At 71.0% G+C, this 12,572-nt stretch carries 11 protein-coding genes; 7 read left to right on the top strand and 4 right to left on the bottom strand.

What is annotated here, in order from left to right; all coding sequences use genetic code 11:
* Window positions 1-4: 4 nt before the first annotated feature.
* From murJ (FZ103_RS08575) to trxA, 7 genes are all read left to right on the top strand, one after another.
* The gene (gene murJ, locus FZ103_RS08575; protein ID WP_343233440.1) at window positions 5-1,771 is read left to right on the top strand and encodes a murein biosynthesis integral membrane protein MurJ; all 1,767 of its coding nucleotides are present in this window, start codon (window positions 5-7) and stop codon (window positions 1,769-1,771) included.
* 84 nt (window positions 1,772-1,855) lie between these two features.
* Window positions 1,856-3,730 (top strand): murein biosynthesis integral membrane protein MurJ, encoded by a 1,875-nt coding sequence (gene murJ, locus FZ103_RS08570; RefSeq protein WP_156000157.1) that lies wholly within the window; start codon window positions 1,856-1,858, stop codon window positions 3,728-3,730.
* 249 nt (window positions 3,731-3,979) lie between these two features.
* Window positions 3,980-5,527 carry a protein kinase family protein gene (locus FZ103_RS08565; protein WP_156000156.1) on the top strand — a complete coding sequence of 516 codons (1,548 nt, stop codon included), beginning with the start codon at window positions 3,980-3,982 and terminating at the stop codon, window positions 5,525-5,527.
* An 8-nt stretch (window positions 5,528-5,535) separates the two neighbouring features.
* A complete protein-coding gene (sigM, locus tag FZ103_RS08560; RefSeq protein ID WP_186356173.1) occupies window positions 5,536-6,156 on the top strand; it encodes an RNA polymerase sigma factor SigM in 621 nt (206 codons plus the stop codon).
* Complete coding sequence (locus tag FZ103_RS08555) at window positions 6,153-7,097, top strand: hypothetical protein (protein WP_156000155.1); 945 nt, start codon at window positions 6,153-6,155, stop codon at window positions 7,095-7,097. The genes sigM and FZ103_RS08555 overlap by 4 nt, the downstream gene beginning before the upstream one ends.
* A gap of 496 nt (window positions 7,098-7,593) precedes the next feature.
* Window positions 7,594-8,526, top strand: a complete 933-nt coding sequence (gene trxB / locus FZ103_RS08550; protein WP_186356030.1) for a thioredoxin-disulfide reductase — start codon at window positions 7,594-7,596, stop codon at window positions 8,524-8,526.
* Between the two features lie 65 nt (window positions 8,527-8,591).
* Window positions 8,592-8,918: a thioredoxin gene (gene trxA, locus FZ103_RS08545; protein ID WP_156000153.1), complete on the top strand. Its 327-nt coding sequence runs from the start codon at window positions 8,592-8,594 to the stop codon at window positions 8,916-8,918.
* 253 nt (window positions 8,919-9,171) lie between these two features.
* Here the strand turns inward: trxA and FZ103_RS08540 are convergent, their stop codons facing one another.
* The 4 genes from FZ103_RS08540 to FZ103_RS08525 form a co-directional block, all read right to left on the bottom strand.
* Window positions 9,172-10,107, bottom strand: a complete 936-nt coding sequence (locus FZ103_RS08540) for a ParB/RepB/Spo0J family partition protein (protein WP_186356029.1) — start codon at window positions 10,105-10,107, stop codon at window positions 9,172-9,174.
* A 25-nt stretch (window positions 10,108-10,132) separates the two neighbouring features.
* Window positions 10,133-10,963, bottom strand: coding sequence for a ParA family protein (locus tag FZ103_RS08535; protein ID WP_222936670.1), 831 nt, complete (start codon window positions 10,961-10,963; stop codon window positions 10,133-10,135).
* Window positions 10,964-11,139: 176 nt separating this feature from the next.
* Window positions 11,140-11,853: a 16S rRNA (guanine(527)-N(7))-methyltransferase RsmG gene (rsmG, locus tag FZ103_RS08530; RefSeq protein ID WP_156000151.1), complete on the bottom strand. Its 714-nt coding sequence runs from the start codon at window positions 11,851-11,853 to the stop codon at window positions 11,140-11,142.
* A 178-nt stretch (window positions 11,854-12,031) separates the two neighbouring features.
* Entirely contained in the window at window positions 12,032-12,541 is a 510-nt protein-coding gene (locus FZ103_RS08525) for a R3H domain-containing nucleic acid-binding protein (protein ID WP_343233491.1), read from the bottom strand.
* Window positions 12,542-12,572 lie beyond the last annotated feature (31 nt).

Here is a 12,572-nt window from a genome sequence, read left to right as displayed (position 1 = left end):
GCCTGTGGCCACCGAGACCGCCAACGGCAGCGACGACCCGCCTGCCCGCGGCCGCGACCGCGCCGCCGAGGAAGCCCCGGGCGGGGCCGAGCGCGCCGCGGCAGGCTCGGAACCCGCCGCCGCGGAGTCCGGCGGCGCCGAGCAGGACGGCGGCACCGGCGGCATGATGCGCTCCAGCGCGGTCATGGCCGCCGGCACGATGGTCTCGCGTGTCACCGGTTTCGTTAAGGCCGTGGTCATCGCGGCGGCGCTGGGCACCCAGCTGCTCGGCGACGCCTACCAGACCGCGCAGACGATCCCCTTCATCATCAACGACCTGCTGATCGGCGGCCTGATCGCCAGCGTGCTGGTGCCGCTGCTGGTCAAGCGGCGCATGCGCGACGCCGACGGCGGCGTGAAGACCGAGAACCGGCTGTTCACCGGCGCCGTGATCGTGCTGTTCGCGGTGACCGCCGCGGCGATCCTGGGTGCCGAGCCGCTCATCGGGCTCTACCTGGGCGACTCCGCGCCGCAGCAGGCGCAGGTGTCGGTCTACCTGGCGCGCTTCCTGCTGGCCCAGATCTTCTTCGTGGGGCTGAGCGGGCTGATCAGCGGGATGCTGAACACCCGCAACCGGTTCGGCGCGCCGGTGTGGGCGCCGGTGCTCAACAACCTGGTGATCATCACCGTGGGCGGGCTGTTCCTGTGGGTGGCCGGCGCCGGGCGGACCGTGGAGACCGTGACCCAGGGCGAACTGGTGCTGCTGGGCGCCGGCACGTCGGCGGGCATGGCCCTGCAGACGGTGGTGCTGATCGCGGCGGTGTGGCGCGCGGGCTTCCGCTGGCGCCCCCGGCTGGATCTGCGCGGCTCCGGGCTGGGCGAGGCGCTGCGCAGCGCCGGGTGGATGTTCCTCTACACCCTGATGACCCAGCTGGGCCTGCTGATCACCGCCAACGTGGTCAACCGCGCCGGCGCCGCCAGCGCCGGCGGCGGCTACGACGTGGGCGCCGGGCTGACGGCCTACAACTTCGCCTACACCCTCTTCCAACTGCCTTACGCCATCATCGCCGTCTCGCTGATCACCGTGCTGCTGCCGCGCATGAGCGCCCACGCCGCCGACGAGGACTGGGCACAGGTCCGCGCCGGGTTCTCCCGCACGCTGCGGATGTCGGCCCTGGTGCTGGTGCCGCTGGGGCTGGCGCTGGCGATCTACGCCGTGCCGGTGGCGACGCTCGTCTTCGCCCGCGGCAACACCTCCGCGCAGGACGCCGCCAACATCGGCGCGGTGCTGGCCGCCATGGCGCTGGGCCTGGTGCCGTTCACCGTGTTCCAGCTGATGCTGCGCGTGTTCTACGCGATGAGCGACACCCGCACGCCCGCCCTGATCAGCATCGCCAACGTGACCGTGCACGGTGTGCTGGCCTACACCGCCTTCCGGGTGCTGCCGCCCAACCTGGTCGTGGTGGGCGTGGCCGCCGGCTTCATGCTCTCGTTCGTCTCCGGCCTGACCATCGCCGGCTTCATCCTCAGCCGCCGACTGGGCGGTCTTGACGGGCGGCGCATCGGTGCAACATTGTTGCGGCTGCACGCGGCCGCGATCCCCAGCGCCGCCGTCGGCGTCGGTGTGCTCTGGTTCTTCACCGAGCGGTTCGGGCAGGGCCTGGCGACCAACCTCGGTGCGCCGATCGTCGGCTGCCTGGCGGGCGCCCTGCTGTTCCTCCTCTGCGCACGACCGCTGGTGCGGGAGCTGTCGGATGCGGTGGCCCTCGTGCGTGCACGCCTGCGGCGGTAGCCCGGGCGGCCCCCTGCCACCGCGGCCGCCGGCCCTCGCCCCCATCCGCGGCTCCCCCGCCGCCTAATGAGGAAGCCCCAGAACATGACGCAACCGGTGGCCGGCGACCAGCCCGACGAGCGGCCCGGCGGCGGGACGGAGGGACCGGGCGCCGCCCGCAGGCGGCGCCTCGTCATGCCCGAGGAGGTCTTGGAGGCGGTCGAGCGCTCCGAGCCCGCGACCGAGCCCGAGCCCGGACTGCGCGTCGCCCACGACCCCTCCGACTACGGCGACCTGGGCACCGCCGACCGCCCCGGCGAGGAGGGCAACGAGATCGGCGGGGCGGCGCACGCGGCGCCGGGCAACCTGATGCGCTCCAGCGCGATCATGGCCGCGGGCACCGTCGTCTCGCGCGCCACGGGCTTCGTCCGCACGATCGTCCTCGCCGCGGCGCTGGGCACCCAGCTGCTCGGCGACGCCTACCAGACGGCGAACATGGTCCCCTTCGCCGTCTACGACCTGCTCATCGGCGGTCTGCTCGCCAGCGTCTTCGTGCCGTTCCTGGTGAAGCGCAAGAAGCGCGACGCCGACGGCGGCACGGCCACCGAGCAGCGGCTGTTCACGCTGCTGCTGCTGGTGCTGGCCGCGATCACGGTGGCGGCCATCGCTGCGGCGGAGCTGCTGATCCGGCTCTACGCCGGGGAGTTCACCGGTCCGCAGCATGAAGCGGCCACGCTACTCGCCCGCTTCCTGCTGGGCCAGATCTTCTTCATCGGGGCCAGCGGCGTGGCCAGCGCCATGCTCAACACGCGCGACCGGTTCGGCGCGCCGATGTGGGCGCCGGTGCTGAACAACCTGGTGATCATCGGGGTCGGCGCACTCTTCCTGTCGATCACGGGGCCCGGCGCCGCCCCGGGATCGGTCACCGACGCCCAACTGACCCTGCTCGGGGCGGGCACCACCGCCGGCCAGGTGCTGCAGGCCGCGGTGCTGGCCTGGGCGCTGTTCGCCGCGGGTTTCCGCTGGCGGCCGCGCCTGGACCTGCGCGGCTCGGGGTTGGGCGAGGCCGTGCGGACGGCCGCGTGGATGATGCTCTACATCGGGGTCGCGCAGACCGGTCTGCTGGTGACCACGAACGTCGCCACCCGCGCGGGCGTGCGGGCGGCGCAGTCGGGGGAGTCGGCGGCGGGCGCCGGCATCACCGCCTACCAGTACGCGTCCATGCTGTTCCAGCTGCCCTACGCCATCATCGCCGTCTCGGTGATCACCGCCCTGCTGCCGCGGATGAGCGCGCACGTGGCCGACGGGCGCAAAGACCTGGTGCGCTCGGACTTCTCCCGCGGACTGCGGCTGTCGGCGGTGCTCATCGTGCCGCTGTCGGTGGCGATGGTCGTCTTCGCCATCCCCTTCTGCGTGCTGATCTACGCCAACGGCAGCACCTCGGCCGAGGACGCGGCGGGCATCGGGCGGATCCTCATGGTGTTCGCGCTGATGCTCATCCCCTTCACGATGTTCCAGCTGCAGATGCGGGTCTACTACGCGCTGGGCGACACGAAGACCCCGTCGCTGATCGCGCTGCCGGCGGAGGCGGCGCACGCCGCGCTGGCGATCGCGCTGCTGTTCACGGCTCCACCGCAGCTGGTGGTGGTCCTGCTGCCCATCGCCTACGGGCTCTACTACGTGGTCGGCTGCGTCCTGGCCTGGCGCGGGCTGCGCGCCCGGGTCAACGGTCTGGACGGCCGGCGGATCCTGCGCACCCTGCTGCTGCTGTATGCGGCCACCGTCCCCAGCGCGCTGTTCGGGGTGGCGATGGTGCTGGCGTTCGGCGTGCTGCCGGGGACGGTGCTGCCGTCTCTGGCGGCCATGGCGGCCGGCGGCGCGGTGGGCGCGGTGCTCTTCGTACTGGTGGCGAAGCGCTTGGGTGTGACTGAAGTCACAACATTTCTGAACATGGTGCGGAACCGCCTGCTGAGGAGCTGATCACCAGGCGGGCATGACCCTGCGTAACCGATATAAGGACCCAAATGCTCACTGATCCGCCCACACCTGGCCACCGAAGGAACCGCACAGGCGTCCTAGCATGGAACGGCAGTTCTCCACCGCCGTCCACGAGTTTTCTGAGCTGCCCGAAGGGAGGTTGGGGACAGGCACAGACACGGCCGGATCCTCCCCGCAGGCCGCTCCTCGTGAGAGCCTCCCCCTTCGGCCGTCGCGTCCGTCACTCCCGGCATGAGCACCTTCATGATTGAGCCAGGCGCCCGTCTCGCAGGCCGTTACCGACTCGACAGCCAGGTGAGCCACACCGCAGGGGCCACCCTGTGGAAGGCGACCGACGAGACCCTCGCCCGGCTCGTCGCAGTGTGGACCTTCGCCGAGGGATTTCCCCGCACCGGCGAGGTCGTCCGGGCCGCGCGAGCCACCAGCCGCATCGCCGACTCCCGCGTCACCCAGGTGTTCGACGCCGACGACAGCGGACCCGCCCCCTACGTCGTCGAAGAATGGGTCGCCGGGCAGTCCCTGGCCGAGCTCCTCGCCCAGGGCCCCCTCACCCCCGAGCGCGCCGCCGGGCTGGTGGCCGAGGCCGCCGAGACCCTGGCCACCGCGCATTCGGCCGGCCTGTACCACCTCAACCTGACACCCGGAAAGCTCATCTGGAGCCTCGGGGGCGCGGTCAAGGTCACCGGCATCGGAGTCGACGCCGCCCTGCGCGGCATCGGCGCGGACAACCCGGCGGCGGCCGACGCCCAAGGGCTCGGCCGCCTGCTTTATGCGGCGCTGACCGCCCACTGGCCCGACCAGGCGCGCAACGGACTGCCCGCCGCGCCGCTGGTCGCCGGGGCACCGTGCCAGCCCGCCCAGCTGAACTCCGGCGTCTCCCAGTTCCTCAACGACCTCGTGTGCCGCTCGGCGTTCCTCGCGCCGCTGCACGGCGGCCCCCTCGCAAGCGCCCGCGAGGTCGCCGACGCGCTGGCCAACGTCCCCCGCGTGGTCCCGCTGCCGGCCGCCCCGCCGAACGCGCCCGTGCCCCCCGAGCCCGCCCGCGGCACCTCGCGGCGCTCGGGCGAGTTCGCCGCCGCGCCGCCCGGACCCGCGCCCCAGCCGCGCCGGCCCCGCCAGGCGCCCCCGCCGCCGGGACGACGCCGCGGCAAAGGGGCGCCCGCCGGGCTCACCCGCGTGCTGGTCGGAGGGCTGGCCCTGATCGTGTTCGTCGGTGTCGTCGTGGCCGCGTGGAACATCGGCACCAACATGAGCGGCTCGGGCGGCGCCGACCCCGGCCAGACCGCGGCCGGAAACGGCCCCGGCAACGGCGACGCGGCCGACCTCACCGCGCTGCGGCCACAATCGGCCGACGGTTTCGACCCGCTCGGCGACGACGGGCAAGAGCACAACGACATCGCCATGCAGGCCATCGACGGCCAGGCGACCACCGCGTGGAACACCCAGGGATACGAGAGTTCCGACCTCGGCGGGCTGAAGTCGGGCGTGGGCCTGATGGTCGACCTGGGGCGCAGCGCCGAGGTGCACAGCGTGTCCCTCAACCTCGGCGAGGGCCCCCACGACCTGGAGATCCTCGTGGGCGATTCCACCGATCCGGCCGAACTCGGCGCGGGCGGGTCCCCCGCCGCTGTCAAGAGCGGAGTCCAGGGCGAGGTGGAGATCGAACTGTCCGAGCCTGCCAAGGGACGCTATGTCGTCGTATGGTTCACTAGTCTGCCCCAGGACGGGGCCAGGTACAGGGGAATCGTCAACGAGGTCGAGCTGCGCGGGAAAACGTGACTACGGTGATTGACGCGGTCCAGGAGCTCCCCGACAAGGAGCTGTTGTCCAGGCACGCTCAGGGGGACGACCGGGCTTTCGGAGAGCTGGTCCGGCGCCACCGCGAGCGTATGTGGGCTGTCGCGATCCGCGTCCTCGGCGATTCCGAGGAGGCCGCCGACGCACTGCAGGACGCCTTCCTCTCCGCGTTCCGCGGTGCCCACCGCTTCCGCGGCGAGGCCCAGGTCAGCACCTGGCTGCACCGTATCGTCATCAACGCCTGCCACGATCGCATGCGCCGCAAGATGGTCCGCCCGGCCGTCCCCACCGACGACGCCACCCTCGACGTGATCTCCAACGAGCGGACCAGGGCGAGCACCCCCGACCCCACCGGCAGCAGCGACTCGGCGATGGACGTCCACGCCGCGCTGGGCAAGCTGCCCGAGGAGCAGCGCCTGGCGCTGGTACTCGTCGACATGATGGGCTACCGCGTCGACGAGGCCTCCGAGATCCTCGAAGTCGCCCCCGGGACGGTGAAAAGCCGGTGCGCACGGGGACGCGCGAGACTTCTGCCATATCTGTCCCACCTGAGGAACCCTGAGGGTCCCCGAGACGTCACATCCCCGAGAGGAGGTGACAGGGCATCGTGACGTCTCATGTGGACGCGGAGACTCTCGCCTTGTCGGCCGAAGGGCTGCTGGAGGACACCGAGGAGATCGCCGTCCAGCAGCACGTGGCCGAATGCGCGACGTGTTCCGCGCAGCGGTCCGAGCTGGCCGATGTCACTCGGGTCTTGGCGGAGGTGTCCGCTCCCCCGCTCCCGGACTCCGCTGCGGAGCGCCTCGACGAAGCGCTGCGGGCCGAGGCCGAGATCCGCCGCTCCGAGGGCGGTGGTTCCGGTGGTTCCGGTGGTTCCGGTGGTTCCGACGGTTCCGGCGAGGGCGCCGGTGAGTCCGGCGCCGCCGGCGGGGGCCTGCCCTCCAACGTCGTCCCCATGCGCCGCAGGTTCGGATCGTCCAACCGGTGGCTCAACTACCTCGCGGTCGCGGCTGCCGCCGTGGTGGTCGCGGGCGCCGGAACCGCCGTGGTGAGCAATCTGACCGGCGGCTCCGCCGGAGGCGTCCACGAGCCCATGGCCGGCGCTCCGCAGCACTCGGCGCACGGCGACGCGGCACAGGGCTACCGGTCCGTCGTCGTCCACAGCGGGACCGTCTACACGGAGGACCGGCTCGCAGAACAGGCCGCGGCCGTCCTCGACGACGCCGACCCGATGGCCTCAGGCGGCGCTGAGAGCGACGCTGACGGCACGGCGCAGGGCGACCGACCCGACGCCTCGCAGATCCCCTCCGACGTCTCCTCCTGCGTCGAGGGACGCGCGGACGGGGCCGGCGACCCTCCGGTGCTGATCGACCTCGCCCGGTTCTCCTCCGGCGGCACGCAGACCGAGGCGTGGGTGATGTACTACGGCTCCCGGCCCGGCGACAAAGCGCAGGACTCCTACGACGTGGTGGTCCTCTCACCCGACTGCGGCCCGAGCGGCGGCAAGCCCGCCGACGCCGAACTGGCGCGGACCACGGTGCCCGCGCCGTAGCCGCCTCGCCGCCCCACACGCCTTCCCGGCCCCCGCCGCGCCCCGCGGCGGGGGCCGCTTCGTGTGCGCCTACGTTTCACGTGAATCACTGCCGGCGGCGGCGGAACTCGGAGGCGTCTGTCTTTCCAGGAACCCACCGGGTACCCCCGGGGGCGGCCACCATCGGGGCTGCGGCAATGGGTGCGCCTCGCGAAGCGCGACCACAGCTTGCCGCCGAGCGCACGCGGTTCTTCCCAGGTGGAGCCGCACCACCGGTGGCGGGCCTCCGGCGCAAAGGTGCACCGTGCGCTCGGCGGCAAGCTGGCACACAGCGCCTTCCGTTGGGGGCGGTGGTGGGAGACGGGCAGAGGGGTGGTGGCGCGGAGCGCCTTCCGTTGGGGGCGGTGGTGGGAGACGGGCGGGAATTGGACGCCCCTACCATCTGTTGGGAGAGACGACTTTCCCCGCGGGCAGCCACCAGCGTCCTGCCCGCCGAGCCGACCGGAGGGCGACGATCGTGAGCGACGTCCGCAACGTAATCATCATCGGATCGGGACCCGCGGGCTATACCGCGGCCGTCTACGCGGCGCGAGCGGAGTTGCGGCCCTTGGTCTTCGAGGGCGCGATCACGGCCGGCGGCGCCCTGATGAACACCACCGACGTCGAGAACTTCCCCGGGTTCCCCGACGGCATCATGGGCCCCGACCTGATGGACAACCTGCGCAAGCAGGCCGAGCGCTTCGGCGCCGAGCTGATCGCCGACGACGTCACCGAGGTCGACCTGAACGCCTCGCCCAAGGTCGTCAAGGTCGGCTCGGACGTGCACTACGCCCGTACGGTGATCGTGGCGACCGGTTCCGGCTACCGCAAGCTGGGCGTGCCCGGCGAGGAGGAGTTCTCCGGACGCGGCACCTCCTGGTGCGCCACCTGCGACGGCTTCTTCTTCCGCGACCAGGACATCGCCGTGGTCGGCGGCGGTGACACCGCGATGGAGGAGGCCACCTTCCTCACCCGGTTCGCCCGCTCGGTGACGGTCATCCACCGCCGCGGCGAGCTGCGCGCGAGCAAGATCATGCAGGAGCGGGCCTTCGCCAACGACAAGATCCGCTTCCTGTGGAACAACGAGGTCACCGAGGTCGTCGGCGACTCCAAGGTCTCGGCCGTGCGGCTGCGCAACACCGTCACCGGCGAGGAGAGCAAGCTCGACATCACCGGGCTGTTCATCGCGATCGGGCACGACCCCCGCGTGGAGCTCTTCACGGACCAGCTCGAGTTCGACTCCGAGGGCTACCTGGCCGTCGACGCCCCGAGCACCCGCACCAACATCCCCGGCGTCTTCGCGGCCGGCGACGTCGTCGACCACAACTACCGCCAGGCGGTCACCGCGGCCGGCACCGGCTGTGCGGCCGCCCTGGACGCCGAGCGCTTCCTGGCCGAGCAGGGGCGGTAGCGCCTGCCGCTCCTGCGGCCCCACTGCACCACGACACGACCATTGCGACCGATGAGGAGTTCACCATGGCCGACCTGAAGAGCGTCACCGACAGCACGTTCGAGACCGACGTGCTGAAGAGCGATAAGCCCGTGCTGGTCGACTTCTGGGCGGAATGGTGCGGCCCCTGCCGCCAGGTCGCCCCGATCCTGGAGGAGATCGCCGCCGAGCACGGCGACAAGCTGGAGATCGTCAAGCTGAACACCGACGAGAACCCGGAGACCTCCCGGGAGGCGGGCGTCATGTCCATCCCGATGATGAACGTCTACCAGAACGGCGAGGTCGTCAAGCAGATCCGCGGCGCCAAGCCGAAGCGCAAGCTGCTGCAGGACCTCGAGGAGTTCATCGGCTAGCAGCAGGCCCGCCCGCTGCGGCACGTGTTTCACGTGAAACCGGCCCGCGCGGCACCGGCGCACAGCGCCCGAACGGCGGACGAGCGCACCCCTCTCCCCCGCCTCAGCGCAGAAAAGCGTCCCCGAGCCGCGATGGCTCGGGGACGCTTTTCTGCGCTGAGGCGGTCTCCGATGGGATCGGCGCGCGGCCGGCGTGCCGATCAGTCGACAAGCCGTGTCGACACAGCGCCATACCGACTTCGGGGGACGACGCTCACTCCTCGGCCGCGCCGGGCGCCATCGCGGCGATGATGCGCTCCAGGTCCTCCTTCGTGGCGAACTCCACGACGATCTTGCCCTTGTTGCGTCCCTGATTGATCTTCACCCGGGTGTCGAAGGCGTCGGAGAGGCGCCGCGACCACTCCTCCATCTCCGGGCTGGGCGCACTGCGCGCCGGGGAGCGGCGCGAGGAGGCAGGCTTGTCCTCGGTCTCACGCAGCGAGATGATCTCCTCCAGCGCCCGGACCGAGAGCCCTTCCTCGACGATCCTGCGCGCCAGGCGGTCCTGGGTCTCTGTCTCCTCGACCGCGAGGAGCGCGCGCGCGTGCCCGGCGCTGAGGACGCCCGCGGCCACGCGCCGCTGCACCGACGGCGAGAGGTTGAGCAGCCGCAGCGTGTTCGTGATGTGCGGGCGGGAGCGCCCGATGCGCTTGGCGAGTTCGTCGTGGGTGGCGCCGAAGTCGTCGAGGAGCTGCTGATAGGCGGCCGCCTCCTCCAGCGGGTTGAGCTGCTGGCGGTGCAGGTTCTCCAGCAGGGCGTCGCGCAGGAGCTCGTCGTCGCCGGTCTCGCGGACGATCGCGGGGATGCGCTCCAGGCCCACTTCCTTGCTCGCGCGCCAGCGGCGCTCGCCCATGATGAGCTCGTAGCGCCCGGAACCGAGCTTGCGGACGACGATGGGCTGGAGCAGGCCGACCTCGGCGATGGAGGCGCGGAGTTCTTCCAGTGCCTCCTCGTCGAAGTGCTGGCGGGGCTGCCGCGGGTTCGGGGTTACCGCGCCCACCTCGATCTCCTCGAGGTAGGCGCCGCCGACGGCCTCGGGGGGCTGCTGCTCCGCACCGAGGCTGGGCGGAGCGTCCAGGCTCGCTGTGTCGGGCGCTTGGGGTATCAACGCGCCAAGGCCCTTGCCCAGACCGCGCCGCTGCTGGCTCACCGACGTCTCCCTTCACGTCTCATGGTCAGTTTCCGGCGCCCGTCTTCGCCCGGTAGGCGATCTCACGAGCCGCCTCCATGTAGGCGACCGCACCGGTGGAGCCCGGGTCGTAGGTCATGACGGACTGCCCGTAGCTCGGGGCTTCCGAGACGCGGACGCTCCGGGGCACCAGTGTCTTGAGTACCAGATCACCGAAGTGTCCGCGTACTTCATCCGCAACCTGGGATGCCAGCCTCGTCCGACCGTCGTACATGGTGAGCAGGATGGTGGAGATCTCCATCGCCGGGTTCAGGTGCGACTTCACGAGTTCGACGTTGCGCAGGAGCTGGCCGAGCCCCTCCAGCGCGTAGTACTCGCACTGGATCGGGATGAGCACCTCTTCGCAGGCGACCATCGCGTTCACCGTCAGCAGGCCGAGGGAGGGCGGGCAGTCGATGAAGATGTAATCGAGCTCGCTGCTGTCGTAGGCGGAGAACGCCCGCTTCAGCCGGGACTCCCGGGCCACGAGGGAGACGAGTTCGATCTCCGCGCCGGCGAGGTCGATCGTGGCGGGGACGCACCAGAGGTTGTCGATGTCGGGCACCGAGTGGGCGAGGTCGCGGATCTCCTCGTCCTCGACCAGGCAGTGGTAGATGGAGCGGGAGTCGGCGCCGCGGTCCATCCCCAGTGCGGTGGAAGCGTTGCCCTGCGGGTCGAGGTCGACCACGAGCACGCGGTTCCCGTGCATGGCCAGCGATGCGGCGAGATTGACGGTCGTCGTGGTCTTGCCGACGCCGCCCTTCTGGTTCGCGACACTGATGACGCGGCACTTCCCGGGACGCGGCCAGGAGTTGTCCCCGTGCCCGCGCACCGACATCGCGGCTCGGGCGGCGCGGGCGATGGGGGTATCGAGTTCGACCTCTGCGTCGGGCGCGGAGATCACGTCGACATCCGTTTCACGTGAAACGTCGGTAGGCATGGCATGGTCCTCCCAGCGAGGCGTTTCATGTGAAACATAGGTGCCGTCGGACTGGTTCTGGGGCACGAATGACTTCACCTCTTCCGTCCGCGCTTCTTCTTGGAGCCACGTGGGGAGCGTCGCGCCGGGGACGCATGATCGCTCTCAGCGGTGACCGTCACGCGAACAACCGTGGTAGCGGGTTCGACTTTACCGCGCCCGACCCGGATCACATCGGCAACGCAAGGGCGTTGTGCCGACAAATCGCCGCGCGCCTCCGCCAGTTCACTCTCGGCCTGCTCACCTTTGAGTGCGAGGAGACTGCCGCCCTTGCGGAGCAAGGGGAGCGCCCACCCGCCGAGCCGTGCCAGCGGCGCGACCGCCCGTGCAGTGACGATGTCGGCCCGGATCTGCGCGCGCATCTCCTCCGCCCTGCCCCGGCGCACCTCGACGTTGGGGAGAGCGAGGTGGTCGATGCACTCCCTCAGGAACACCGTCCTCCGCAGCAGCGGCTCCAGGAGGGTCACCGAGAGATCCGGACGCAGGATACCCAGCACGACACCGGGCAGCCCGGCGCCCGAGCCGATGTCGACGACCTCGGCTCCCTGAGGAACGAGTTCCTCGATCACGGCACAGTTCATCAGATGCCGCTCCCAGAGGCGGGGCACCTCCCGCGGACCGATGAGGCCGCGCTCGACCCCGGCGTCTGCGAGGAGATCCGCGTACCGGCGCATCGCCGGCAACGCGTCACCGAACAACTGCTGCGCCTGCTCGGGTGGTGCCACCTTCCCCTCAGCACCCGAGGCCATCAGTCACCACCTTGACCCTTTCCGACCGGTCAGCGAGCAATCGACAGGTCGACATGGAGATAAACCGAAGAACACACAAAAGCGCCCCTCACGATCCTATGCGTGAGGGGCGCCTGTGCCGGACGCCGTGTTTCACGTGAAACCGGCGGTGCGGAGGACTCCGTCCGCCGCCGCGGCCTCATTCGGCGGGGTAGACCACCACGTAGCGGTTGGGCTCCTCCCCTTCGGACTCGCTGCGCAATCCGGCGGCGGCGACGGCGTCGTGCACCACCTTGCGCTCGAAGGGCGTCATGGGGGCGAGGGGTTTGACCTCACCGGTCTTCTTGACTTCTGCCACCGCGTCGGCGCCCAGACGCGACAGCGCCTGCCGCCGGGAGTCGCGGTAGCCGCCGATGTCCAGCATCAGCCGGCTGCGGTTGCCGGTGGTCCGGTGCACCGCCAGCCGCGTCAGCTCCTGGAGGGCTTCCAGCACCTCGCCGTTTTCGCCGATGAGCTCGTCGAGCGTCGCGCCCACGACCGACACCAGCGCACGGTCGCCCTCGACGTCCATGTCGATGTCGCCGTCGAAGTCGGCGATGTCCAACAAGCCCTCGATGTAGTCGGCCGCGATGTCGCCCTCGCGCTCCAACGCTTCGATGTCGACGGCCTCGTCGGCCGCCTCGCCTTCGGTCTGCGGCGCCTCCGCCACGGCGACGCTTCCGCGCTCGCCCGCCCCGTCC

The sequence above is a fragment of the Streptomonospora sp. PA3 genome, from assembly GCF_009728995.1.
Classification (GTDB): domain Bacteria; phylum Actinomycetota; class Actinomycetes; order Streptosporangiales; family Streptosporangiaceae; genus Streptomonospora.
This window is presented reverse-complemented; position numbering and strand designations above follow the sequence as displayed.